Origin of the sequence: Klebsiella sp. C283, from assembly GCF_048822555.1 — a bacterium.
In the GTDB taxonomy this organism is placed as follows: Bacteria; Pseudomonadota; Gammaproteobacteria; order Enterobacterales; family Enterobacteriaceae; genus Klebsiella; species Klebsiella quasipneumoniae.
Map to the genome: position 1 here is coordinate 363,343 of NZ_JBMEZS010000003.1, position 24,638 is coordinate 387,980.

The window sequence follows — 24,638 nt, forward strand, 5'->3', positions numbered from 1 at the left end:
AGGAAAGTTAATGAAACATATTATTAGGCAGGGTGATTCGCTAAAAGAGTATGGTGGTTCAGTTATTGGCGGTCACTATCTTTATTTTGGTAAAGGTATTGCTGTGAAAGGTGATGCGGTGAAATGTAATAAGCATGGGATGACAACGATTGTCGAAGGTAGCTATCTGACAAAAGTTGACGGTCAACCAGTAGCATTACATGGTCATCGCTGCGCATGTGGTTGCACGCTGGTGAGTTCCAACCCCGATTGCAGGGTTGCGCAGTGAGAGCTATTCCTACATTTCCTCGCTATCGTCTTGCGAAACCGCCGATTGCAAAGCGCTGGTTTGGGGGAGGTGCCGCTCTGGTTTTGCTCTCTGGTATCATCGCGGCAATGGCAAGAAAATCCGGTGCCAATACCAGTATCATTCTTATCTGCATGGTTGGAATGGTATTACTCGGCGGTGTTGTCTGGTTTGTACGCACGATCTTTTTTCGCCTTTCAGTTCATCATTCACATACCTGGGAGCGCGAAACAGAAAATGAGCGCAGGCATTGGTGGGAAATCCATCGGCGTCAGTTTGCCCTGAAAGATATTGTCCTGATTGGTCCGGCAGGCGCTGAGCTTTCTGACTGGCTGCGTATGATTAAGCGAGAGCATCAGGCTCCATTAGTCAGGCAGGAATCCTTGGGGAAATCGTTACGTATTGCCAGAAGTTTCTCTTCTGCTCTTATTGAACGTGAAAAACAACTGGCTCAAATGCTTGTATTGCAATGGAAAAGGCAGCGAGGTAAGGAATTATTCGTTTCTCCGGCGAAATATTTCTGGCAGGGGAGCCCTGAAGCCTGGCAAGCCTTTGTGGCACAGCTCATTGAGAGTTTTCCGGGAATTAAACCTCCTGAATTACCGGAGTTATGGCAAGGGGAGAAAACATTATCCTTACTGGCTAATGTTCTTGCGAACAATAAACAGCAGGCTAATTTTTTGATTGCCGGGTGCCAGTCTTTATCTCCTTCTTCTGACTCTACTCGTCCTGCTGGTGAATGCGCAGTACTGTGGCTGGCTGGAAACCAGGGGGAAGTCACATTATCCCGTGGTGAATTTTTTGAGCCTTCTGATAGTGAGTCCCTGCGGCACGTCGCCTTGCGAGCCGAAAAACAGAGTGAACTTAATGAGTCGCCCGAACGGTGCATTCTCTTCTCACATCCGGAGCAACCTGAACTCGCCGATTGTGGCTGGAATGTGACCCACAATATCCAGGATGACTACTGGGGCGATCCTGGAAATCTTGATGCGCTGGTTGTGATATCGCTCGCTGCAATTACCGCTAAGAGTGAAGCAAAGCCCTGCGGCTGGATAGCGTCAGACCCCCTTCATACCTTAGCACTTGGGATCGTAAAACCACATGGAAACAGATAAGGACAAAAACCAGACTCAGGAAATTTCTGCCGGGATCACTGTACTGCTTATTGCTGTAGCAGTAACGCTGGTGATCATGCTGGGGGGATTTGCATACTGGTTGATTGCCGGAGAGCGTTCGACGGAATGGTCAGTGATTTCTCCAGTTCTGCTTGTGTGCAGCCTCCTCTGGGTCACACTTGCCTGTGTGATCGCCCTGGCTTTCCTTGCCGTTCATTTTTGGATCATCAGTCGGGTCAAACGAACGACCTCAATATCTCAGAAAAATGAAGCTAAAAAGAAGGCCAGGGAAAGGCGCCTGACGCTCGCCAGAGACATTGGCACCGTGCTGCGCAAATGCTACCACCTCTTCTGGCGCCGCAAAGTCCGCCTGCTTTTAGTCACCGGCGACGATGAGGCAATAGAACAACTGGTTCCCGGCCTACAACGGCAGCACTGGCTTGAAGGCAACCGCACCGTACTGATTTACGGCGGCAGCCTTGCATCGGAGCCTGACCGAGAAAAATACATCGCGCTGCGCAAGCTGCGCCGCGGCCGTCCTCTGGACGGGATTGTGCGGGTGATGCCATCGTCTCTCACCCTGACGCCGCAGATAAGCGAAAACGACCTGCGCGCGCTGGAAAAAATTAGCGAACTGCTGGGCTATGCCGCCCCGGTTTGGCTGTGGAAACTGTGCGGCAGTGAGTGGTCGCAGGCTGACCGCGCGGTGCAGGCGGTAGGGGTTAGCTTCCCGTTACGCGCTACCGAGGACGATGTCGCCCGTCAGCTTGAGCAAATGCTGCCCATGCTGCGGGAGCAGGGGATGCGCCAGATCGCGGAGGAGACCCGCCACGACTTCCTGCTGCGTCTGGGGCAGCAGCTTCTCGACGGGGGGATCGCGCAATGGCGCTGGCAGCTGGCGCCATGGCTGACCGCCTCGCGGCAGCGGTTTGCGCTGCGAGGCCTGATGTTTAGCCTGCCGGCGCCTCGCACCGCAGATCCTTATCAGGAGGCTGATGCCTCGCCTGCGGGCCAGCCTCATCTCCTGAAGCTGCCCGCCACCTGGCAGGGAATCGTCGATGACTGCCGCCGTTTACGCGGGCATCACGTGGGAATGGCGTGGGAGCGGGGCCTGGCGTGCGGTTTGATGGCTATCCTCGGCCTGTGGGCGGCGGGATTGCTGCTCTCCTTTACCCTTAATTACAGCCAGATTGTTTCGGTAGCGGGAAAAGCCCGTGACCTGGTGACCCACCCCTCCGTTTCTGACTATCAACTGACGGCCCTCCATGCCCTGCGCAATGAGGCCGGCCGTCTCGTGCATGATGGGCAGAAGGGCGCTCCCTGGTATCGGCGCTTTGGCCTGGACCATCATCAGCAACTATTAGACGCCGTCCTGCCCTGGTACGGTGTGGTAAACAACCGCCTGATACGTGACCCGGCCAATGTCGCGCTGCAGCAGGCGCTCAGCGCGCTGGTCAACTCCGCACCCAATAGCGACCAGCGAGCCCTGCTGGCGAAACCGGGCTATGACCAGCTGAAAGCCTGGCTGATGATGGCGCGTCCGGATAAAGCCGATGGCGCCTTTTTCGCGCAGACCATGAAAACGGTCCAGCCAACGCGAAAGGGGATCTCGACCGGACTGTGGCAAAGTCTGGCGCCGGATCTGTGGGCCTTTTATCTCTCCCTGCTACCCGAGCGGCCAGAGTGGAAGATAATCCCGGATGCGCAACGAGTCAGTCAGAGCCGTCAGGTTCTGTTGCAGCAGATAGGTCGCCGCAATGCCGAAAGCACCTTGTATGAGAACATGCTCAAATCCGTGCGTCGTAATTTTGCCGATGTATCGCTGGAAGACATGACCAGTGGCACCGATGCGCGCCGCCTGTTTACCACCGATGAAGTGGTCCCGGGGATGTTTACCCGCCAGGCATGGGAAGGCGGCATTCAGCAGGCCATTGATAAGGCAGCCAGCTCGCGCCGGGAGGAAATCGACTGGGTGCTGAGCGATTCGCGCAAAACGGTGTCGACAGACCTGTCGCCGGAGGCGCTGAAAGCGCGTCTGACCCGACGCTACTTCACCGATTTCGCCGGCAGCTGGCTGAATTTTCTCAACAGTCTGCGACTTAATCCGGCGACCACCATTGCTGATGTTACCGACCAGCTCACGCTGATAAGCGATGTCCGCCAGTCGCCGCTGATTGCCCTGATGAATACCCTTGCCTGGCAGGGGCAGGCGGGGCAACAAAGGGAGGGGCTGTCGGACAGCCTTATTAAATCGGCCAAAGATCTGGTGGGCGGAAAAGACAAGCCGGTCATCGACCAGTCGGCAGCCGGGCCGCAGGGGCCTCTGGATGACACGTTCGGCCCACTGCTTCAGCTAATGGGGAAAAACACGGGCAACAACGTCATGTCGGCCGACAGCACCCTGAGCCTGCAAACCTATCTGACCCGCATCACCCGCGTGCGCCTGCGTCTGCAGCAGGTTGCGAATGCCTCCGATCCGCAGGAGATGATGCAGACCCTGGCGCAGACCGTCTTCCAGGGGAAAAGCGTCGACCTGACCGACACGCAACAATATGGCAGTCTGATTTCGGCAAGCCTTGGCGAAGAGTGGAGTGGCTTCGGTAACACTCTGTTTGTGCAGCCGCTGACTCAGGCCTGGGAAACCGTGCTTCTGCCGTCGGCGGCCAGTCTGAATGATAAATGGCGCCGATCGGTAGTCGCCAGCTGGCACACCGCTTTTGACGGCCGCTTTCCGTTTGCCGCCAGCAAAAGCGACGCCTCTCTGCCGATGCTGGCTGAGTTTGTGCGCAAAGACAGCGGGCGAATCGAACGTTTTCTTACGACGGAGCTGAACGGTGTTCTGCATAAAGAAGGTAGTCAGTGGGTGCCGGATAAGGTCAACAGTCACGGCCTGGTCTTTAATCCAGCCTTTCTGCGCGCCATCAACCAGCTAAGCCAGCTGTCCGACATTCTTTTCACCGATGGCAGCCAGGGCATCAGCTTCGAATTGCAGGCCAGGCCTGTTGCACAGGTCGTGGAGACACAGCTGACGATAGACGGCCAAAAGCTGCGCTATTTCAATCAGATGGCCGACTGGCAGACTTTCCGCTGGCCGGGGGAAACGTATAAACCCGGCGCTCTGCTGACCTGGACCACCGTCAATGCGGGCACGCGTCTGTTTGGTGACTACAGCGGAACCTGGGGTTTTATTCGCTGGCTGGAGCAGGGTAAACGCCAGCGGCTCGAACGCAGCCAGTGGATGATGAGCTTCACCGCTCCGGATGGCCGCACCCTGCAGTGGGTACTGCGCTCCCAGCTTGGGAGCGGCCCGCTGGTGCTTCTGGCGCTGCGCGGATTGACCCTGCCGGATCAGATTTTCACTGTCGATGCGGCTGAGAGCGCACAGGCCCTGACGGCGGGGGTAGGGAATAGTGACATGGATGAGATGGAAAAATGAGTATTTTACAAAATCTGGTTGCCGCCAGTCAGTTGGATGAAAGCGTACTGCGCCAGCAGGCCCGGTCACGCCAGGAAAACTGGCAGTCATGGCTTGCGCCAATCAGTGATAGCCAGCCCACCGGCAGCGATCCGGGCTATGACGATGATTTTCAGCGTATCCGCGAGGAGGTCAATAAGATCTCCGGCGTCGATACCGAACTGATTTGCCAGCTCGCAGAAAAACTGCTGACTCATACCTGCAAGGATCTGCGCGTGATCACCTTTTACGTGTGGGCGCGTCTGCAGCAGGATGGCGAAACCGGTCTGGCCGAGGGCGTTACGCTGCTTGCGGCAATGCTTGAGCGGTTTGGGGATATGCTCCATCCCCAACGTGAACGTAGCTGCAAATCGGCGCTGGAATGGCTCGGCAGTCGCCGGATGTCGGACAGTCTGTCTCTTTATCCGGAAGTCGACATGACCAGTATGCAGGTCATTATCGGGGCGTTATTGCTGACGGAAGCCTCTTTTGCCGTATTGGCTGAGGCCTCTCGCCCCGATCTTTCCGGGCTATATCAGCTCCTGGAGAACCGACTGGTGCAAAGCGGCGGCGCCCGCAGCCTGGTGCCGCAGACCAGCCGCGAAGAACACGATCTGCTGCCCCAACATGCAGACACCGCACCGGTAATGCATACCGTCACGTCAGGACGTGATTTGCTCGACCAGGTTAAAGTGCTGGCGAAATATCTGCGTGAGTGTCCCGGCGGATGGCTGGCAGGTCATCATCTGATGAAGAGTGTGCGTTGGGATACCCTAACGGAGATACCGCTGCTGGATGCCTCCGGCCGGACCCGGCTATTGCCTCCAAAGCCGGAGAGTAAAGCCCATCTTAAGCGGTTGTATTTACAGAAAAGCTGGTCAGAACTGCTGGAGCATACGGACACGCTGTTGGCGCAAGGCGTCAATCATCTGTGGCTGGACGTGCAGTGGTACGCCTGGCAGGCGCTGCTGAAACTGGATGCTGACACTGTACGGGCCGATATCCTGTGCCGGGATATGAAAGGGCTACTGGCTCGTCTACCGGGGCTGGAAACCCTGGCGTTTAACGATGGTACGCCATTCGCCGATGAAGTGACGCTCAACTGGCTTAACGAACATGTTCTGGATGAGATGGCCGGATGGCAAGGTGAGCCGGTGATGGCGGCGACCAGCACTGATGAGGTGCTGTCGCTGGAGTCAGAAGTGCTCGCCCGCGCGGACGATGAAGGTATTGAGTCGGCGCTGAACTGGTTACAGGCGCAACCGGGCTATACCACCAGCCGCAATCGGTGGATGATGCGCTTATTGATGGCGCGGGTCAGCGAGCAGTACGGAAAAAATGAAATAGCGCTGCATCTGCTGGCGGAACTCGACAGCCGTGCCCGGGAGATGACGCTCGAACAATGGACGCCGGAGCTTATCTTTGAGATCAAAGCCCGCCGACTCCGGCTGCTAAGAGGCAAGGCCGGGCGCAGTGAGGCAGAAAAAAATCGCTTGCAGCCAGAGATGGAGTCTTTGCTTGCCGGGCTTATCGCTCTGGATCCCGCTCGCGCTGCGGTGCTGTGCGCATAATTGACGCGTCAACCGCACCTTATTACTTGCATCTGCTGTCTTCTGCATATCTGAAAGCTATTACTTCTTCTGGTGACTTATGGACGATTTAACCCTGCGTTATTACGACGCTGAAATGCGCTACCTGCTGGAAGCGGGTGAAGAGTTTGCCCGCGCTCATCCTGAGCAGGCGGCAATGCTCAATCTTGACAAAGCGGGCGCCCGCGACCCCTTTGTCGAGCGTCTGTTTGAAGGTTTTGCCTTCCTGATGGGCCGCATGCGCCAGAAGCTCGATGACGATCTGCCCGAACTCACCGAAGGCGTGGTCAGCCTGCTGTGGCCACATTATTTACGTACCATTCCTTCCCTGTCGGTCGTGGAATTCACCCCCGACTGGCAGGAGATGAAAGAGCCGATGACGATGGCTAAAGGCTTTGAAGTGCTTTCCCGGCCGATCGGTGAAAAGGGCACGCGCTGTCGGTACACCACCACCAAAGCGATCGCTCTGCAGCCGTTGTCCCTGGAGCGCGCTCAGCTGACCACCGATACGGATGGCCGGTCGGTGATCACGCTGCGCTTTAACTGCAGCAGCCTGACGGACTGGCGCCGGATCGATCTCAGCCATATCCCGCTGTACTGCAACGCCGATGCGCCGCTGGCCTGCGCCATGCACGAGGCCTTTACCCTCAATGTGGCCAGGATGTGGCTGCGCGTACCCGGTGAGGAGGACAGAAAGCCGCTGGACGGGTATTTCAGCGCGCTGGGGTTTGGCGAGGATGACGGCCTCTGGCCCGAAGATGGCCGCAGTTTTCGCGGCTACCAGCTGCTGCTGGAGTATTTTACCTTCCGCGAAAAGTTCATGTTCATCGACCTGCGCGGGCTGGAGACGGTGGCTTTCCCGGCCGGGATGGCGTGGTTTGAGATCGACGTCGTGCTGGCGGAACGCTGGGAACATGACTTCCGCTTCAGCGAAAAGCAGCTGCGCCTGCACTGCGTACCGGCGATCAACCTGTTCCCGCTGGAGTCCGATCCGCTGACCATCAATTCCCTGCAGACAGAATACCTGCTGCGCCCACTGCGCGTGCAGGACGGCCACACTGAAATTTACACCGTCGATTCCGTGATCTCCTCGAGCCAACAGGCTTACGCGCCGTTCTCAAGCTTTCGTCACAAAGGCGGCATGATGCGTCATGACTCGCCTGATTATTACTATCATACCCGGGTGCGCCGTGGCCCCTCCGGGTTGCATAACACCTGGCTTATCGTCGGCGGGGAAGCCTTTGACAATCATACCGTACCGGAAGATGAAAGCCTGTCGCTCACCCTCACCGGAACCAACGGCCAGCTTCCGCGTTGTGCGCTGCAGAGCACCGTGCTCGATACGGTGATGAAAACCACCTCGGCCAGCGTCGCGGTTCGTAACCTCTGCGCGCCGACGCTCCCGTGCTATCCCCCTGCCCAGGATCGTTTTCACTGGCGGGTGCTGAGCCATCTGGGCAGCAGTTTTCTTTCCCTGATGGACAACGCTGAAGTCCTGCGCGGCACCCTGGCGCTGTATGAATGGACCGACAGCGAGATGAATCGTCGGCGTCTGGAAGCCATCCTCGACGTGAAGCACCGCGCAACAGAGCGCTTTGCACAGGGCCATCTGGTGCGCGGCGTGCAAATTGAAGTCACCCTCGACAGCCACGGCTTTGCCGGACGAGGCGATATATGCCTGTTTGGCGAGATGCTTAGCCGCTTCTTTGCGCTCTACACCGATATCTACTTGTTCAACCGCCTGATTATCATTCTGCAACCAACCGGAGAACGACTGGAATGGGAAGAGAAGCGCAGCCGACGCATTCCCGGCTGATGCCGCGTCTGGAGGCCGACCTGCCGCGGATCAATTTTTACCGCTTTTGTCAGCTTCTGGAACGACAGCACCCCGATAAACCCCTGATGGGGGCGACCAGCCATCCGGCTGACGATCCGGTACGTTTTTATCCGCACCCGGGGATGGGATTCCCCGCCAGCGAACTCAGAGCCGTGGAATACGATGAGGCCAATGACAGCGGGCCGCCGGTCATTCGCACCACCTTTATGGGCTTGTACGGTGTCGATTCGCCGCTCCCGACGGCCTGGCTCGATGATATCGCCCAGCGCAGGGAAGGGCATGAAGCGCTGCAGGGGTTGCTGGATATCTTCAGTCACCGGATTATCACGCAGTATTACCGCCTCTGGCGGAAATACTGCTGGCCCGCCACCTTTGAGCCCGGCGGTACCGACCGCCTGTCACAGTCGCTGCTGGGTCTGGCGGGGCTGGGCATCCCCGGCACGACGCGGCATATCGCCTCGCCAGCGTCGCGCTTTCTGGCGCTGACTGGCGTGCTGCGTCAGCCGGGCAAAACTCAGCAGGGGATCCAGGCGCTGATCACGCTGCTGGCCCCGAAGACCACCGTCAGGGTGAGCCCTTACTGCCTGCGTCCGGTGGCGGTCAGCCAGCCGCTGGGCTTTTACGGCGATGACGACTTCTTACTGGACGGAAATACCCCGCTGGGTGACGAAGCGATGGACAGCAGTAGCCAGCTCCTCGTCGCCCTTATCACCGATAATCCCGAGGAGGCGCAGGGCTGGAAGCCTGATGGCCCGCTGTTTCGGGACTTTCTCATCCTGCTGCGGGTGTATCTGGGCTGGCGATTCCGGGCCAGAATCACCCTGACCGCGCCGACCCGACTGCTGGCTGTCCCGCCGCTGGGGGACGGACCGTTCTGGCTCGGTATGAACGGCGTGCTGGGCGCTGGAGAGGGTGAGAGTCAGGATGATATCCCGCAGACATTTACCACCGAACTGGGCACCTATACCGGCCTGCAGCCTGCCAACTCATCGCAAGGAAACCGACGTGTTACGTATAAGTTTGATTAAAACCGCCTGCCTGCTGTCCCTGCTAGCGCTTTGCCTGAGCGGATGCGGGCTCACCCAGCGCGTCTCGGAGGGAACAAAATCCGCCTTCAACGCCGTTTTTTATAAGCAAATTAATACGCTGCATCTGGATTTTACGGCGCGCGAAGCGCTCAACACCGATGCCAGAGAGAATCACTCGCTCTCCGAACCGGTGGTGGTGCGCATCTATCAGCTTAAAGATCGCCGGACCTTTGACCGGCTGGTTTACCAGCAGCTGCTGGAGGAGGGGGATATTCTGCTCGCCGCCGATCTCCTCGCCAGTCGCGACGTAGTGATCAACCCCGGAGGGGACGCCAGTCTCAATATGCCGCTGGAAACGCAGGCGAAGTTCGTGGCGGTTGTCGGCCTGTTCCGCCATCCGGATACAGAAAGAAATACCTGGAAGCAGGTGCTGGCGCGTGAGGAATTGGATCCTGACAAGCCACGTATTTTTACCGCCGAAACTAACCAGCTAGGGCTCAGGCCTGAAGCGGCGAAGTAACGTCGAAAACAAATTTCTGCGGCGGGTCCATCGTGGCGATTGGCCCGTAATCTTCGTTAACCAACGAACTGGCGGTAACCATCCTCATCCAGCCTCACCGGTTTCATCACAGCACAGGGAGATAACGTGACAGCGAGGGAGCGTTTTTTTAAGAAACTACAGCACCAGCAAAATCCGCCGCGGACAACCACCTTCGATGGGGCGGCCGCCGCGGATATCGCCATGTTTCGCCAGCAGATGGCGGCGCTCGCCCGGCAGGTGAATCAGTGGTTTGACGGAACGGGCATCGAGGTGGTGGTTTCGACCCGCCACCTCCACGATCTGAGCACCCTTGGCTACAGCCTCAATAGCGGCATCTGCCGCTACGATATCCCCACTCTCCGCCTGCAAAACGGCGAGCGCAGCGTCAATATCGTGCCGCAGCAGCTGTGGGATGGCGTGGAAAAGGGGGTCGTGACTCTGAGCCTTGAGACACCTGGCGGGGCAGGCTCCCGGGAGGTGTTTTATCTGAGCCTGGCCCCGGACGGCGGCTGGTTGATCCGTCAGTCGCGCCAGTCCCCGGAGGCGCGACAGATTCTCACCGAAGACCGCTTTTTTATGGCGATCGACAGCCTGGCCTGACTGGTCAGATGGTTTGTCCGCCCGATACCTCGATCCGCTGGGCGGTCACCCAGCGGTTATCGTCGCGCAGCAGGCTGGCGATCATCGGCCCAATATCCTCGGGAACGCCCACCCGTCCCAGCGCCGTCATCGCGGCAAACTGCGCGTTAACCCCCGCGTCGTCCCGCACCAGTCCGCCGCCAAAGTCGGTGGCGATAGCGCCGGGGGCGACGGTATTGACGGTGATGCCGCGCCCGCCCAGCTCGCGGGCCATGTATACGCTCAGCATCTCCACAGCCGCTTTGGCCGCGGCGTAGGCGGAGAAGCCGGGATAAGAGACGCGGGTCAGTCCGGAGGAGAAGTTAACGATCCGTCCGCCGTCAGCCAGCAGCGGCAGCAGGGTTTGAACGAGGAAAAACACCCCCTTAACGTGGACATTAAACAGCCCGTCGAACTGCGCCTCGCGCGTTTCGGCCAGCGGGGCAAATTCGCCGTGTCCCGCGTTATTGATCAGATGGTCGAAGGTGTCCCGTCCCCAGACGCTGCCCAGCGCAGCGCGCAGGCTGTCGGCGAAGGCCGGAAAGCTGGCGGTCTGCGCCATATCCAGCGGCAGGGCGATGGCCTTGCGGCCGAGAGCGTGAATGTCGGCCACCACCGCTTCCGCCTGTTCAATATTGCCGCGGCAGGTGACGATGACGTCCCCACCCTGGCGGGCGATATCCAGTGCGGTCTGACGGCCAAGGCCGCGGTTAGCGCCGGTGATAAGTGCAATCTTAGTCATGTTCGATCCTCTCTGGTGTGTGGAGTCCTTACAATAGGGGGTGCCTACCAGACCGGGTTGCCCAATCCTTGTTATTTTTTGCCCATTCCTCTCCATACACTCTCTTCTGGTGGGAAATAGCGCATACTGAGGCTTTAAAACTTGCCTGAAAGGATCTTATGCGCGACGAACTCTTCGCTCTCTGCCGCCGGTATGCCGATGCTCATGTCGATAGCAGCGGGGTGGCGGTTACCCCGGTTCCCGGCATCACTCTGGTGCGGGCCCTGCACCCCGGCGATCTGCAGGCGGCCATCGCCAGGCCGCTGGTGGCCATGCTGCTGCAGGGGCGCAAAAGCGTGACCACCGGCCTGGCAAGTTTCGACTATGGTCCGGGGGAGGCGATGGTGATCGCCGCGGATGTCCCCACCACCAGCCAGATCACCGAGGCCAGTCAGCGTTTTCCCTATTACGCGCTGGTGCTGGAGCTGGATCTGGCTATCCTGCGCGAGCTGCAGGAGGTGGGGCCGTCAGGGGGAGATGAGGCGCCCCGCGTCGGTATCGAACCGATGAATGCCGACGTGACGGACGCCGCTTATCGGCTGGCTAGACTGTTTGATCAACCGGGGGCGCTGGCGGTGTTAGGCGAAGGGCTGCGGCGGGAGCTGCATTACTGGCTATTGCAGAGTGTTCACGGGGCGGCTATCCGGGCGCTGGGCGTCGCAGACAGCCATTCGGCGCGGATCCGCCGGGCGGTGGCGGTGCTGCGCCGGGATTTTATGCAGCCAGTCAGCGTCGACGCGCTGGCCGACGCCGCCGGGATGAGCGTTTCGGTCTTTCACCGTCATTTCCGCGCCATGACCACCTTGTCGCCGCTGCAGTTTCAGAAGCAGTTGCGCCTGATCCACGCCCGCCGCCTGATGCTGGCGGAAGGGATGAGCATTGCGCAGGCGGCCGGCGAAGTGGGCTATATCAGCGTGTCGCAGTTCACCCGGGAATACGCTCGCCTGTACGGCGCGCCGCCGGGCCGCGACCGTCGACGGGAAAGAATGAGCGCCTGATCTGGCGCGCGGGCTGGCGGCGGCTCATCCCTGAGCCGGATAGCGGTGGTTCAGTTATCGAGTGTCGCCGTGATGTGCACTTTGTTACCCATTCGCGCCTCAATGATCCGATAGGCGGTTGCGCCCTCGCGGGCGGCCTGCTGGCGAATTTTGCTTTCCGCGTGGTCCAGGGTATCGCCGGTGGCGGTGAGGGTCCTGGCGTTGACCGCCAGCGGCAGCAGGCAACTCAATACGATCAGTTGAATCAGCTTGTTCATCGTCATTCTGTCCTGTGAGAGAAAATCAGCGCGCGGCATGCAGCCAGCCGGCAATGTCCTGGGTCGGCAGATGGTGGCGGGTATTCCAGGTGTCGCCCATCGGCCACCACACGCCATCCCCCCGGGCGAAGGCGGCGCGATAGCGCAGCATGGCGTTATCCGGGTCTGTCCGCAGCTGGTCCAGCAGGGCGGGCAGGGTGTGAACGGCTTTGCTGAACGTCTGCTGCGTCACGCGCTCCACGGTGTCCGCCAGCTGCCGGTAAGAGGTCGTTTCGCCGGCAACAAACGTCACCTCGTTGACGATCCGCGGCTGATGCAGATAAATCGCGGTGGTCAGGCGGCCAATATCCGCCGGCGAGGTGACGGTCACCTGGGTGTCCCAGCTGCCAAGGGCGTGAAGGGTTCGGCTGGATAAATTCACCACATCGAAGTCTGGCTCGAAGAGAAAGCTGGTAAACATGCCGGTGGAGACAATGACCCACTCCGTGGCCTGCTGCGCGCGCAGCAGGGTCCGGACATCATACTGCTCGTCCCAGACCGGCTGGCCGCTGCCTTTGCCGACCACATCGTAATTGACGCCAAACTGCCAGGGAAAATAGCGGGGCACTCCGGCGGCCAGCACCGCGCGGGTAATTTTCAGCTGCGTCCCCGGACCGGCGACAAAGCCCATGCAGTTAATCACGGTGCTGTACCCGCGAAAAGCCCTGGTCAGGGTCTCCAGTGAACGAACGGCGATGTCGACGGCGATAAAGTCGGCCCCGGCGTCGGCCAGCGCCCGGTGGCTTGCCGAACGCAGCTGGCCGGTTTCATCCCAGGCCGCCGGCGAGACGATCACCGAGACCGCGCCCTGGCGCTGGATCACCGCTGGCACCAGCGCATCCAGTACGGCGGCCCCCAGTTGTCCCGCTCCCAGAACTAATACTTTTTCCTCAAGATTAATATCATCAGTTTTCATTTTAACTCCTTGCTCAGTTAAGCCTTGTATTCACTGGCTACAGGCTCAGTGTAGGGGGGAGGGCATCATTCGATAAGAACAGGATTTCGGGTTAGACTGTTCGTCATAATGGGATAATAACCGGCGGGGGAGCACCTAATGGACAGACTGGATGCCATGCAGTTGTATGTTGCGGTTGTGGATGCCCACAGCTTCGCCCGGGCGGCGGAGGCGCTGGGGCAGCCGCGCTCAACGGTGTCTCGGGTAGTGAAGGAGCTGGAAGCCTGGCTTGGGGCGCAGCTTCTTCAGCGCACCACCCGCAAGCTCAGCGTGACGGCGGAGGGGCGTCGGTATTACGAGGAGTGTAAACGGCTGCTGGCCGAAATGACGGCGATGGAAGCCTCCTTTCCCGGCCGCTCGGCCCAGCCCGCCGGGCGGTTCAAGGTGGGGATGCCGCAATCTCTCGCCCGGCACTGCGTTTAGCCGAGGATCGGCGAGTTTCTGCAGCAGTATCCCGACCTGGAGCTGATCCTCTGCTCAAGCGACAACGTGGAAGATATCATCCAGGAGGGATTCGACTGCGTGATCCGTACCGGGCAAATCGAAGATTCCACCACCCTGGTGGCGCGCCCTCTGGCCCGCTACCGCTGGATGGTCCTCGCCTCGCCGGCCTGGATAGCGGCCCACGGCCGGCCGCAGAGCATTGACGATCTGCACCAGCACCGGGCGGTGGGATACCTGAACCACCGTACCGGGCGGACCATCGACTGGCTTTTCTCCCTCGATGACGGCGACTGCGCGATCCGCATGCAGGAGACGCTGGTGGTCGACGATACCGATGCCTATATCCAGGCCGGCGTTCAGGGGCTGGGCCTGATCCGCGTCGCCAGCTATCTGGCGCAACCCTGGCTGCAGAGCGGCGCGCTGGTCGCCTGTCTGGAGCAGGCCGCGGCTGATCTTCCCCTGTCGCTGGTCTATCCGCAAAACCGCTATCTGCTGCCGGCGGTGCGCGCGTTTTACGACTGGAGCAGGCGCGTTCTGCAACCCCCGCTCAGCGAGGCCTGATGACGGTGGTATTCGCTACCGCTATGGTCCGCGCATGGCCTGTTTTATCCTCGCTATCAGCCAGTTCAGCGCCGGATCCTGCGCCCGGCGTTTGTGGCGCAGTATACACAGGGTAAATTCCGGGTAGGCCACCGGCGGGGCGTCCGCGCGCAGCGCATACTGCGCCTGCCAGCGTTGCGCCAGCCCCTGGGGGACGGTGGCGAAGAGCGGCAGGGTGGTCAGCAGGAGGGGAAAGGTGGAGAAATTCTGCGTGGCGAAGCGCACGCGCCGCGCGAGTCCCTGACTGGCGAGCTGGCGATCTATTTCCCCGTGGCCGGTTTCGCGATAGGCCACCATCACATGTTCCCAGGCGACGAAATCGCCCACCGACAACGGCCCGCGGCAGGGGATCTGCTGCGGCGACCACAGGGTGGTCACCCCCATGCTCATCACCGGTTCGCTGACGATCTCCCCGCGGCTCTGCTTGTTGAGGGACACCGCGACATCAATGCGATCCGCCTCCAGCAGCTGGTGTACCTGGAAGGGGTCGGCGGCGAGTGTCTGGAGCGACACCCCGGGCGCCTCCTGCATCAGTCCGGGTAACAGCTGGGGCATCAGCCAGTGTTCGCTCCAGTCGCTGAGGCCGACGCGGAAAAGCTGCTGCGCGCTGGCGGGGGAAAACTCCCCGGCGCCAAACATTGCCGAATGCAGATGTTCCATCAGCGGCTGCAGCTCGGTCACCAGCGCTTGCGCCCGCGGGGTCGGCAGCATGCCTCTGGCGCTGCGCACGAACAGCGGATCGCCAAACATCTCGCGCAGCCGTTTCAGCGCCCCGCTGATGGCGGGTTGGCCAAGATGCAGCGCCTCTGCGGTGCGGGTAACGCTGGCTTCGCGGTACAGCACCATCAAGACCGTCAACAAATTCAGATCGATACGACTAAAATCATTTTCAATGATTTTCTTCATTATGATAATCAATTTGAATGTGGGTTATCCCGGCAGCATAGTGAATATCACCCCGGTAAATCAACCAGCGCAATGCGCGCGGAGGGAGTGATGCAAACTTACCAGACAGGCGACAGCATGATATTCAAAGTGCCGGAGCGCGAGATTAGCCTGCAGTCGGCGGCGCTCTATCCTGCGGCGTTCCCTGTAACGGAGGCGGACGCCGATAATCAGCCAATCGCGCTGTCAATCCACAGCTGGGTGGTACAGCCCCCCCACGATCTGATCGTTATCGATACCGCCACCGGCAACGGTCGGGAGCGCGGCGGCAATCCGCTCTATCATCAACTTAACACGCCCTATCTGGAGAATCTCCGCGCCGCGGGAGTGAACCCGGAGGAGGTGACCCTGGTGCTACTGACCCACCTGCACACCGACCATGTCGGATGGAATACCGTCTGGCGGGACGATCGCTGGGCGCCGCTGTTTCCCAACGCGCGCTACCTGTGTTCGGCAAAAGAGCTCGCGCGGGTGAAGAACAGCGAACGCTACCGGGCGCTTTGGCTCGACAGCCTGCTGCCGGTGATCGAGGCTGGCCAGCTGGAGACCGTGGATGTGGCGGCCAGGCCGCTGGTCGGCGGACGGATCGCCTTTATCCCTACCCCCGGCCACAGTCCGGACCATGCCGCGCTGATCCTCTCCTCTGGCGATGACTACGCCTGTTTCTCCGGCGATCTTCTTCATTCCCCGCGCCAGTTTACCCATCCGCACTGGAGCTCGGCGTTCTGCGGCGATCCCCGGCAGGCGGAACGCTCGCGACGCGAGATGATGGCGTGGTGCGCAAGCCATCATGCCCAATGGTTCACCGGGCATTTCGCCGGACCCTCCTGCGGTTGGCTGGAGGAGGACAGGCCAGGGGAGTATCGCTGGCGAGACGCCGGACAACGATCTGCTGACGACGGGGAACGGTGATGAATAATGTCCAAATCGTATTGGTTTTTGGCGCCACCGGCCAGCAGGGCGGCTCGGTGGCGCGGGCGCTGCTGCACCGCGGCTGGCGAGTGCGGGCGCTGGTCAGGGATCCTTTCTCCGCCGGGGCTGTCGCGCTGGCGGCGCGGGGAGCGGAGCTGGTCGTGGGCGCCTTTGAAGACCGGGCGGCAATGCGGGCAGCGATGGCCGGGGTCGACGGCGTCTTCAGCGTGCAGCCCAGCTCGCCGGGCGGGACGGTAACCGATGAGCAGGAGGTGCGCTACGGGATAACCATCGCCGACCTTGCTGTCGAGTGCGGGGTAAAGCATCTGGTGTACAGCTCCGGCAGCGCGGCGGGGGAGACGCCGACCGGCGTAGCGCATTATGACACCAAAGCGGCGATTGAGCGGCATATCCGCCGCCTGCCGCTGGCGGCGACCATCGTGCGGCCCGCCACCTTTATGGAGCTGCTGGTGATGCCCGGTTTTGGCCTTGATGAAGGTCATTTTCACTTTTTTATGCTGCCGGAGGGGAGGATGCAGGTGCTGGCGGTGGAGGATATCGGCCAGCTTGTCGCAGCGATTTTTGCCGCGCCGGCGCGGTTTGCCGGCAAGACGTTCGAGATCGCCAGCGACAGCGTGACCGGTCGTCAGCTGGAGGCGTTATTCTCCGCGGCGGCGGGACGGCCGATCCCCTATTCGCGATTTTCCGACGAGGTGCTGGCCGCCAGCCCTTTTCTGCACAAGCTGACCGGGCTGGTGGACGACGGGCGGCTGGCGGGGCACGCCGACCTCGACGCCCTGCGCCAGCTGCACCCGCAGCTGCACACCTTCGCCGGCTGGCTGGCGGGCCCCGGCCGTACCGCCTTCGAGCGGGCGCTGACCAGCGGGACCCGCTGGGCGTTTAATCGTTAAAGACGGCTATATCCTTCCCGCCGGCGTCTCGTTGTCTGGCCCGGCGGATGACCTGCGCTGAGAAGGCCTGCAGGTCGTTAAGACAACGCACGAGGAGTCTGAGTGTAAATTTTTTGGCGGTTTTTGCTGGCAACGATAGGTGAAAGTGAACGTCCAGAATTTTCAGCCGCTTAGAATGGAGGAAACTCTCTGGGATCGCCTGAATAATGACAATTTACCGATGGGCTTCGGCCTGCCTGTTAAGCATAACCTGCGCCGCTACGGCGGCGGAATTTAAAACCATCGAGGCCGATCTGCTGGCCTCCAACCGGCTGTTCTGTATGACCGGCTATGACCATAAGCCGATCGGCGTGGCCTGGGAGAGCGTCAAATCCAGCCGCTATCAGCCGCAGTCGGATGGCGACCGTATTTTCAGCGACACCGTCTCCCGGCGCTTTCTGGAAGAGGAAAATAAGACCGCCTTTTACAATGGCGCCAAATATCGCGTACTGGGTAAACCCGCCAGCGCCTGCTATGACTATTCCGCCGCGCGTATTCAACGCATGGCGGGCTACCTGAAGGTGTAACGACTCCGCGAGGCGGGCGCTAAAACAGCGCCAGCCGGGCGAGACGGTCCAGCGCCTTGCGCAGCGCGTCGTCCCCAGCCGTCAGACTGATGCGAATAAACCCTTCACCCCCATCGCCAAAACCAGTGCCTGGCGCCACCAGAATATGCGCCTCCTGCAGCAGCAGGCGGGCAAACTCCTGTGAACGGTACCCGGGCGGCACGCTCAGCCAGAGGAAGAAAGTACCTTGTGCGGCACGAACCGGCCAGCGCAGTGCGGCCAGTCGACGCAGAACCCACTCCCGGCGCTGATGATACACCGCCGTCAGCTGCGCAATCCGTTCTGCCGGCAGGCTGAGCGCGGCGATCGCCGCATCCTGAATGGCGCCAAACACCGTGCTGTAGCTGTGGGTGTGCAGTTTTTTAAACGCCCGGATAATCGAGGCGTTGCCGACCGCGAAGCCGAAGCGCCAGCCGGCCATATTAAAGGTCTTGGAGAAGGTGTAGGTCTCCACTCCCCACGCTTTCGCGCCGGGCTGAGAGAAAAGGCTCAGCGGCGCATCGCTGGCCGCGCTGCCTATGGCCGCATAGGCAAAATCGTGCAGGATCGGCACCTGGTGACGGCGGGCAAACTGCAGGGCGCTGGCGAACAGCGCCGGCGTGGCGAGCGCGCCGGTGGGGTTATGTGGATAGTTAAGCACCACCAGCCCGGCCTGGTCAGCCACCTCCCGGGGGAGGTCGTTAAAATCCGGCAGGAACTGATTCTCAGCCCTGAGCGGCAGGCCATAAAACGCCGCCTGGGACTGCAGCGCCGCTGAGCGGTAAATGGGATAGCAGGGATCGGTGGAGATGAGGTATTGCCCGGGACGGAGCAGCGCCCGCGGGATGCCGCCAATAACAATATGCGAGCCCTGAAATACCGCGACTTCGCTGTGCGGATCGATTTCCACATCATACTGGCGGCGATAAAAATGGGCGATCGCTTCGCGGACCTGCGGCTTGCCCCAGAACGACGGGTAGCCATGGTTTTCACGACGATGAATGGCGCTCTGCAGCGAGTCAATCACTTCTGGCGGAGTGGGCTGATCCGGACTGCCGCTGGAGAGGTCGATCAACGGCAGCGCGTCGGTGTTGACCTCCGCGGCCAGTTTTTCCAGCAGGCTGAACAGATTCTCTTCCAGGGCGTCCACCAGCGGTGAAGCAGCGAAATCAGGCATAATTTTCCCGGTTTACGTTATCAATAATCTGCCATCTTTAAGGGATTTATTGCGCCTGGCTAAATAACAATATATGCAAAGGATTATTGTTTTTAGGATATGTCGGGATGGCAAAAGTTTATGAGGAATAAGCAAAAGGAAATCCGGCGTTCTGGCTTACAACCCGCTTTCGGCTGTGATTTAATCGCTCAATATCGCCAACCTTCCAGGAAAATACCTTATGAACAAGTCAGTTGCGCTCGGAATGACGCTCGCCCTGTTATCCGCTACCTCCTTTTACGCCACCGCCGATCAAATTATTCGCATCGGCTTTAACCCCGGGCCGTATAAAGAGCAATTTGAAAAAGGGGTCACCCCCTATTTATTGAGTAAAGGATATAAAATCGAATATAAAGATTTCAGCGACGGTATTCAGGTCAATGACGCAGTAGCTCGCGGCGATATCGAAGCGAATATTATGCAGCATCCGGTATACCTGAAAGCGATCAATGAGCGACTGGGGATCGATAACGTCGGCATTGTGCAGGTACCCACGCCGCCGATGGGTCTGTACGGCGGCAAGCTGACGACCCTGGGCACCCCGGCAGCTGGCACGGTGGTGTCGGTGCCAAACCAGCCGTCGAACGAATATCGCGCGGTTCTGGTGCTGGAAAGTCTCGGCTGGGTGAAGATTAAACCGGACAGCGATCCCGCCACCTTTTCGCAGCGTAATATCGTTGCCAACCCCTATAACATCGTGCTTAAGGAGATGGACAATGCCCAGCAGGTTCGCGCGCTGCCGGACGTCGACTATGGCCTGATTCAGGGCAATTTCGCCGTCTCCAGCGGCATGGCGCTTACCTCGGCATTAAAGCTGGAGGCCGCCACCAGCCATTTTATTAACGTTGTGACCGTTGCCGGTAAAAATCAGAAGGCGCAGTTTGCCAAAGATATCATCGACGGCTATCACTCTGCCGATTTCAAAAAATATATTCTCAGCCATCCGCAGTATGATGGTTACCTGCTGCCTGATTATTTAAAATGAATAACGCGATGATAGAATTTCGCCATGTCAGTAAAACCTTTAACAGAAAAGGGCATCCGGTTCTGGCCCTGCAGGATATTAATCTCAGTATCGACCGGGGCGATATTTTCGGCATTATTGGCTACAGCGGCGCAGGGAAAAGCACCTTATTGCGGCTGATTAATCGTCTGGAAACGCCGGGTGAGGGCGAGGTGGTGTTGAACGGTGAGTCGCTCCAGGACTGCAGCGGCCAGCGCCTGCAGGCGATCAAAAAAGATATCGGCATGATCTTTCAGAATTTTAATCTGCTGAATTCGAAAACGGTATTTCATAACATCGCTATCCCGCTTATTTTGCAGGGACGCGACAAGGCTTTTATCCAGGCGCGGGTTGCGGAGCTGCTGGCGTTTGTCGACCTGAGCGACAAAATGCACAGCTACCCGAATGAGCTGTCGGGAGGGCAAAAGCAGCGGGTCGGTATCGCCCGGGCGCTGGCCACCAACCCGTCGGTGCTGCTGTGCGATGAAGCCACCTCGGCGCTCGACCCCCATACCACGGTACAGATCTTATTGCTGCTGCAGGAGATTAATCGCCGCTATGGCATCACCATTGTGCTGATTACGCATGAAATGTCAGTGATCCAGACAATCTGTCACAAGGTGGCGGTGATGCAGGCCGGGCGCATTGTTGAGCAGGGGACGGTTTTCGATCTCTTTGCCCAGCCGCAGCATCCGGTCACCGCCAGTTTCGTGCAGTCGGTGGTGCACGATCGCCTGCCGCAGCGGGTGGCGTCGCTCCTGCAGCGCGACAACGGCGCCCGGGCTTTACGCCTCGAATTTATCGGCGCGACGGCCCGGCAGCCGATCATTAACCGCCTGATCCGCGAGTATGCTGTCGAGGTGAATATCCTGTTTGCCAGCATGTCCGAAGTTCAGGGCCGGATTCTGGGATTTATGATTGTGCAACTCCTCGGCGAGCCTGACGAAACCGAACGCGCCATCACCCATCTGGCCGACGCAGGAGTGAAAATCATCCATGTTTGATCTAATTGATACCGCCATTACCGGCGAGCAGTTTCTGCTGGCGCTGCATGATACCCTGATTATGGTCGCCATCTCACTGGGCTTTGGCGCGCTGCTCGGCGTCCCGCTGGGAATTGTGCTGGTGGTTTGCCGTCCTGGCGGCATCGTGGCCAACCCGGTGGTGCATCAGGCGCTGAATCCGCTGATTAACGTGCTGCGCTCGCTGCCGTTTATCATTTTGCTGATTGTGATCCTGCCCTTCACCAGGCTGCTGGTGGGTACGACTATCGGCACCGCGGGCGCCATCGTGCCGCTGATCGTTTTTGTCGCCCCCTATATTGCCCGGCTGGTGGAGAGCTCGCTGCTGGAGGTGGATGAGGGGATCCTTGAGGCCGCAGACGCCATGGGCGCTACCCCTCTGCAGACCGTCTGGCATTTCATGCTGCCGGAGGCGGCGGCGTCGTTGATTCTGGCCCTTACCACCGCGACCATCGGTCTGCTTGGCGCGACCGCCATGGCGGGAACGGTGGGCGGCGGCGGGATCGGCGACCTGGCGATCACCTACGGCTATCAGCGTTTCGACGCCTTTGCCACCCTCACCACCGCCCTGGTGCTGATTGTTATTGTCCAGCTTATTCAGACGCTGGGCACCCGCCTGGCTCGCCGACTGCGTCGCGAATAACTGCTATACCGCGCCGGGGTTGCCCCGGCCAGCGGGAAAGCGGATCAGCGTGCGCAGACCCCGGCGAAGGCGCTGGCTACCCGCGCAATATTGCCGTGGTTGAGCCCGGCCACGCAGACGCGACCGCTGGCAATCAGATAGATGCCATGTTCTTCACGCAGAACGTCTACCTGATCGGCGCTAAAGCCGGTGTAACTGAACATGCCGCGCTGGGTCAGCAGATAGGAAAAATCCACCGCCGGCAGGGCTGCCTGCAGAGCCTTCACCAGCGCGACGCGCATGGCGCTGATGCGGGTGCGCATGGCCTCCACTTCCCCCTGCCACAGGGCATTCAGCTCGGGATCGTTGAGCACCTGCGACACCACCTGGGCGCCAAACCCCGGCGGGCTGGAGTAGTTGCGGCGTACGGTAGCTTTCAACTGGCCCAGCACGCGCCCGGCGGCATCGGCGTTGTCACAGACCACCGACAGGCCGCCGACACGCTCGCCGTACAGTGAAAAAATCTTCGAGAACGAGTTGCTGACCAGCGCCGTCAGTCCGGCGCTGGCGATGGCGCGTATGGCATAGGCATCTTCATCCAGCCCGCGGCCAAAACCCTGGTAGGCAATATCGAGGAACGGGATCAGCTCCCGGGCGATCAACACCTCAATCACCCGATCCCACTGCTCGGGGGCGAGATCGGCCCCCGTCGGATTATGGCAGCAAGGATGGAGCAGCACGATGCTGCGCGGCGGGAGCTGCTGGAGGGCGGCAAGCATAGCGGGGAAATTGACCCCACGGGTGGCGCTGTCGAACCAGGGATAGGTATGCACCTCGAAACCCGCCCCGGCAAAGATGGCCACATGGTTCTCCCAGGTTGGATCGCTGACCCAGACCGCGGAGTCGGGGAAGTAGCGCTTGAGGAAATCAGCACCCACCTTCAGCGCGCCGGAGCCGCCCAGCGTCTGGATGGTGGCGATGCGTCCGGCACGCAACGCCGGATGGTGTTCGCCAAACAGCAGCGTCTGGACCGCGCGGCGATAGGGAGCCAGTCCCTCCATCGGCAGATAGAGGCTGGCCTTGTGCAACTGGCTCTGCAGCCGGTCAGCGGCCTGACGGACCGCCTCCAGCTGAGGAATGATGGCCTGCTCGTTATAGTACAGCCCGATGCTAAGGTTAACTTTGTCTGCCCGGGGATCCTGTTGAAAGGCTTCCATCAGCGACAGGATAGGATCGCCTGCGTAGGCGTCAACGTTCTGGAACACAGTGGTTACTCCTGAAATGACCGTTAAAGGTGAAGCCATTACACCGCGTAGCGTCCCGGGCGGTGGTTCATGGCGATAATCGAATTCAAAATCACGGCGCCGAGGACAGAGACCAGCAGCATCGGCAGGCTAACCACCCACAGCGAGGCGGTGACGATGCAGGCGTCCACCACCATCTGGAATTTACCGGCGCGGATGCCGCTTTTATCCTGCAGATAGAGGGCCAGAATATTGACGCCGCCGAGGCTCGCTTTATGGCGGAACAGCACCACAAAGCCGATACCGACCATGATGTTGCCGAAGAGGGTGGCGTAATAGGGGTTCAGGCGATCGACATGGATAAAGTAGCCGTGCAGGTCGGAGAACAGCGACACCAGTCCGACCGCGCAGAAGGTTTTCAGCGTGAAGGCGGCGCCCATCCGCCGGACGGAGAGCCAGTAGAAGGGCAGGTTAATGGCGAAAAAAACCACGCCGAACGGCAGGTGGGTGGCGTAGTGGATCAGAAAGGCCATGCCTGCCGTCCCGCCGGTCAGGGCGCCGGCCTGGCGAAACAGGATAATGCCAAAGGAGATCATCAGCGTGCCGAACAGCAGCGCCAGGGCATCCTCCAGCCAGGTGTGGGTCAGTTTTTCAGGGGAAAGGACGTTATCCATAAATAAGCACTATCTTTTCGTTAACAAGGATAAGCTCTTGTTTGCAAAAATCGCACCAGAGGAGCGTGCCCGGGCGATTGGTTGCGGAAAAAATAGCCGTGGTTTAGCCTAACCTGTTGTTCTGTCGGAAAGAGAAAATCGCACGGGTCGTGCGCATAATGGTTATGAAATGCGTAAGTTGTGCGAATTTACTGCTTATCACGCATTGACTGGCCCCGCATCTGCACCAGCGCAGGGCACTGTGCTCCGGTTCAGCGCAGCGAGGGCGTGCCCGGCATCAGCTGGCCGTTCTCCTTCAGGCGGTTGAGCACGACGGCGGTTTTCAGATGAGCCACCCCTTTGTTTTGCGCCAGAATATGGCTGATCAAATGGCTCAATCCGGGCAGGTCCGGGACCGTTACCCGCAGCAGATAATCGGCGTCGCCGGTGGTTTTCCAGGCGTCCAGAATGGCGTCCACTTCACTGAGCATCTGATGAAAGCTCTCCACGCATTGTGGGGTGTGATTCAGCAGGCGCACCTCAATCAGGCCAAGCATCTCCTGCCCGGCGGCATCCGGCGCCAGACGCGCATGGTAGCCGAGGATAAGCTGCGCCTGTTCAAGGGCGATACGGCGGCGCGAACACTGGGAAGCGGACAGGCCGATAAGCTCGCTAAGCTCCTGATTGGTCAAACGGCCATTGGCCTGCAGCAGGGTAAGAATTTTCAGATCATAGTCGTCGATGTTGTACATAGTGGCCACTAGCGGAACGTAAAAGTGGCTACCAGCCTAACAGTTTTTTGCCTGGCGTGAAGCCTGACCCGACGGCGGCAAACCGGATGCACCAAAACGGGTCAGCATCATGCATGAAGTCACTAGTTTTCTCATGATCTGTGCGTCATCTGGCCAATTTTCGCGCGTTATGCGCCAGGTCAGCGGCGCGATGACCAGCTTTCAGAACGAACTGGAAAATAATATTTCAATA

The 24,638-nt window shown here is 59.6% G+C and carries 23 protein-coding genes and 1 pseudogene; 16 read left to right on the forward strand and 8 right to left on the reverse strand.

Annotation, left to right across the window (positions count from 1 at the left end):
• Positions 1 to 10 precede the first annotated feature (10 nt).
• The 8 genes from ACOI7Z_RS07470 (at position 11) to ACOI7Z_RS07505 (ending at position 10,450) form a co-directional block, all read left to right on the forward strand.
• Positions 11 to 268, forward strand: a complete 258-nt coding sequence (locus ACOI7Z_RS07470) for a PAAR domain-containing protein (protein WP_048334957.1) — start codon at positions 11 to 13, stop codon at positions 266 to 268.
• Positions 265 to 1,401: a hypothetical protein gene (locus tag ACOI7Z_RS07475; protein WP_065882158.1), complete on the forward strand. Its 1,137-nt coding sequence runs from the start codon at positions 265 to 267 to the stop codon at positions 1,399 to 1,401. Before ACOI7Z_RS07470 ends, ACOI7Z_RS07475 begins: the two co-directional genes overlap by 4 nt.
• The gene (locus ACOI7Z_RS07480) at positions 1,388 to 4,837 is read left to right on the forward strand and encodes an ImcF-related family protein (protein WP_087849827.1); all 3,450 of its coding nucleotides are present in this window, start codon (positions 1,388 to 1,390) and stop codon (positions 4,835 to 4,837) included. The genes ACOI7Z_RS07475 and ACOI7Z_RS07480 overlap by 14 nt, the downstream gene beginning before the upstream one ends.
• The gene (gene tssA / locus ACOI7Z_RS07485) at positions 4,834 to 6,426 is read left to right on the forward strand and encodes a type VI secretion system protein TssA (protein WP_087849828.1); all 1,593 of its coding nucleotides are present in this window, start codon (positions 4,834 to 4,836) and stop codon (positions 6,424 to 6,426) included. Before ACOI7Z_RS07480 ends, tssA begins: the two co-directional genes overlap by 4 nt.
• A gap of 79 nt (positions 6,427 to 6,505) precedes the next feature.
• Positions 6,506 to 8,260: a type VI secretion system baseplate subunit TssF gene (tssF, locus tag ACOI7Z_RS07490; RefSeq protein WP_087849829.1), complete on the forward strand. Its 1,755-nt coding sequence runs from the start codon at positions 6,506 to 6,508 to the stop codon at positions 8,258 to 8,260.
• The gene (tssG, locus tag ACOI7Z_RS07495) at positions 8,224 to 9,309 is read left to right on the forward strand and encodes a type VI secretion system baseplate subunit TssG (protein WP_087849830.1); all 1,086 of its coding nucleotides are present in this window, start codon (positions 8,224 to 8,226) and stop codon (positions 9,307 to 9,309) included. Before tssF ends, tssG begins: the two co-directional genes overlap by 37 nt.
• Positions 9,287 to 9,829: a type VI secretion system lipoprotein TssJ gene (gene tssJ, locus ACOI7Z_RS07500; protein ID WP_087849831.1), complete on the forward strand. Its 543-nt coding sequence runs from the start codon at positions 9,287 to 9,289 to the stop codon at positions 9,827 to 9,829. The genes tssG and tssJ overlap by 23 nt, the downstream gene beginning before the upstream one ends.
• Positions 9,830 to 9,955: 126 nt before the next feature.
• Positions 9,956 to 10,450 carry a hypothetical protein gene (locus ACOI7Z_RS07505; RefSeq protein ID WP_032452599.1) on the forward strand — a complete coding sequence of 165 codons (495 nt, stop codon included), beginning with the start codon at positions 9,956 to 9,958 and terminating at the stop codon, positions 10,448 to 10,450.
• A 4-nt stretch (positions 10,451 to 10,454) separates the two neighbouring features.
• Here ACOI7Z_RS07505 and ACOI7Z_RS07510 read toward each other — a convergent pair whose 3' ends face one another.
• Positions 10,455 to 11,210 (reverse strand): SDR family NAD(P)-dependent oxidoreductase, encoded by a 756-nt coding sequence (locus tag ACOI7Z_RS07510; RefSeq protein ID WP_032452600.1) that lies wholly within the window; start codon positions 11,208 to 11,210, stop codon positions 10,455 to 10,457.
• Between the two features lie 158 nt (positions 11,211 to 11,368).
• Between ACOI7Z_RS07510 and ACOI7Z_RS07515 the strand changes: the two genes are divergently transcribed.
• Complete coding sequence (locus ACOI7Z_RS07515) at positions 11,369 to 12,247, forward strand: AraC family transcriptional regulator (protein WP_044522551.1); 879 nt, start codon at positions 11,369 to 11,371, stop codon at positions 12,245 to 12,247.
• A 50-nt stretch (positions 12,248 to 12,297) separates the two neighbouring features.
• On the opposite strand, the gene ACOI7Z_RS07520 is transcribed toward ACOI7Z_RS07515, so the two are convergent.
• On the reverse strand, positions 12,298 to 12,504 hold the full coding sequence (locus tag ACOI7Z_RS07520) for a DUF1471 domain-containing protein (RefSeq protein WP_087849832.1): 207 nt from the start codon (positions 12,502 to 12,504) through the stop codon (positions 12,298 to 12,300).
• A gap of 25 nt (positions 12,505 to 12,529) precedes the next feature.
• Positions 12,530 to 13,459 carry an aromatic alcohol reductase gene (locus ACOI7Z_RS07525; protein ID WP_087849833.1) on the reverse strand — a complete coding sequence of 310 codons (930 nt, stop codon included), beginning with the start codon at positions 13,457 to 13,459 and terminating at the stop codon, positions 12,530 to 12,532.
• A 138-nt stretch (positions 13,460 to 13,597) separates the two neighbouring features.
• On the opposite strand from ACOI7Z_RS07525, the pseudogene ACOI7Z_RS07530 reads away from it, so the two are divergent.
• A pseudogene (locus ACOI7Z_RS07530) lies at positions 13,598 to 14,503 on the forward strand (LysR family transcriptional regulator).
• 21 nt (positions 14,504 to 14,524) lie between these two features.
• Here the strand turns inward: ACOI7Z_RS07530 and ACOI7Z_RS07535 are convergent.
• On the reverse strand, positions 14,525 to 15,448 hold the full coding sequence (locus ACOI7Z_RS07535) for a LysR family transcriptional regulator (RefSeq protein WP_087849834.1): 924 nt from the start codon (positions 15,446 to 15,448) through the stop codon (positions 14,525 to 14,527).
• An 87-nt stretch (positions 15,449 to 15,535) separates the two neighbouring features.
• Here ACOI7Z_RS07535 and ACOI7Z_RS07540 point away from each other — a divergent pair, with 87 nt between their 5' ends.
• The 3 genes from ACOI7Z_RS07540 to ACOI7Z_RS07550 all read left to right on the forward strand — a co-directional run bounded on the left by ACOI7Z_RS07540 (position 15,536) and on the right by ACOI7Z_RS07550 (position 17,876).
• The gene (locus tag ACOI7Z_RS07540; RefSeq protein ID WP_170927870.1) at positions 15,536 to 16,399 is read left to right on the forward strand and encodes an MBL fold metallo-hydrolase; all 864 of its coding nucleotides are present in this window, start codon (positions 15,536 to 15,538) and stop codon (positions 16,397 to 16,399) included.
• Positions 16,399 to 17,310: an NmrA/HSCARG family protein gene (locus tag ACOI7Z_RS07545; RefSeq protein WP_087849836.1), complete on the forward strand. Its 912-nt coding sequence runs from the start codon at positions 16,399 to 16,401 to the stop codon at positions 17,308 to 17,310. Before ACOI7Z_RS07540 ends, ACOI7Z_RS07545 begins: the two co-directional genes overlap by 1 nt.
• Positions 17,311 to 17,516: 206 nt before the next feature.
• Positions 17,517 to 17,876: a hypothetical protein gene (locus ACOI7Z_RS07550; RefSeq protein ID WP_023289413.1), complete on the forward strand. Its 360-nt coding sequence runs from the start codon at positions 17,517 to 17,519 to the stop codon at positions 17,874 to 17,876.
• A 19-nt stretch (positions 17,877 to 17,895) separates the two neighbouring features.
• Here the strand turns inward: ACOI7Z_RS07550 and ACOI7Z_RS07555 are convergent, their stop codons facing one another.
• Positions 17,896 to 19,071: an aminotransferase class I/II-fold pyridoxal phosphate-dependent enzyme gene (locus ACOI7Z_RS07555; RefSeq protein WP_087849837.1), complete on the reverse strand. Its 1,176-nt coding sequence runs from the start codon at positions 19,069 to 19,071 to the stop codon at positions 17,896 to 17,898.
• Between the two features lie 220 nt (positions 19,072 to 19,291).
• On the opposite strand from ACOI7Z_RS07555, the gene ACOI7Z_RS07560 reads away from it, so the two are divergent.
• Genes ACOI7Z_RS07560 through ACOI7Z_RS07570 form a run of 3 tightly spaced genes read left to right on the forward strand, consistent with a single transcriptional unit; the run spans position 19,292 to position 21,778 of the window.
• Positions 19,292 to 20,095: a MetQ/NlpA family ABC transporter substrate-binding protein gene (locus ACOI7Z_RS07560; RefSeq protein ID WP_087849838.1), complete on the forward strand. Its 804-nt coding sequence runs from the start codon at positions 19,292 to 19,294 to the stop codon at positions 20,093 to 20,095.
• A gap of 8 nt (positions 20,096 to 20,103) precedes the next feature.
• Complete coding sequence (locus ACOI7Z_RS07565) at positions 20,104 to 21,117, forward strand: methionine ABC transporter ATP-binding protein (RefSeq protein WP_032429140.1); 1,014 nt, start codon at positions 20,104 to 20,106, stop codon at positions 21,115 to 21,117.
• On the forward strand, positions 21,110 to 21,778 hold the full coding sequence (locus tag ACOI7Z_RS07570) for a methionine ABC transporter permease (protein WP_044522560.1): 669 nt from the start codon (positions 21,110 to 21,112) through the stop codon (positions 21,776 to 21,778). The genes ACOI7Z_RS07565 and ACOI7Z_RS07570 overlap by 8 nt, the downstream gene beginning before the upstream one ends.
• 44 nt (positions 21,779 to 21,822) lie before the next feature.
• Here ACOI7Z_RS07570 and ACOI7Z_RS07575 read toward each other — a convergent pair whose 3' ends face one another.
• From ACOI7Z_RS07575 to ACOI7Z_RS07585, 3 genes are all read right to left on the reverse strand, one after another.
• Positions 21,823 to 23,022 (reverse strand): amino acid aminotransferase, encoded by a 1,200-nt coding sequence (locus ACOI7Z_RS07575; RefSeq protein WP_087776798.1) that lies wholly within the window; start codon positions 23,020 to 23,022, stop codon positions 21,823 to 21,825.
• A gap of 38 nt (positions 23,023 to 23,060) precedes the next feature.
• Positions 23,061 to 23,675 (reverse strand): YitT family protein, encoded by a 615-nt coding sequence (locus ACOI7Z_RS07580; protein WP_004176405.1) that lies wholly within the window; start codon positions 23,673 to 23,675, stop codon positions 23,061 to 23,063.
• Positions 23,676 to 23,926: 251 nt separating this feature from the next.
• The gene (locus ACOI7Z_RS07585; protein WP_023289419.1) at positions 23,927 to 24,406 is read right to left on the reverse strand and encodes an Lrp/AsnC family transcriptional regulator; all 480 of its coding nucleotides are present in this window, start codon (positions 24,404 to 24,406) and stop codon (positions 23,927 to 23,929) included.
• Positions 24,407 to 24,638: the final 232 nt, after the last annotated feature.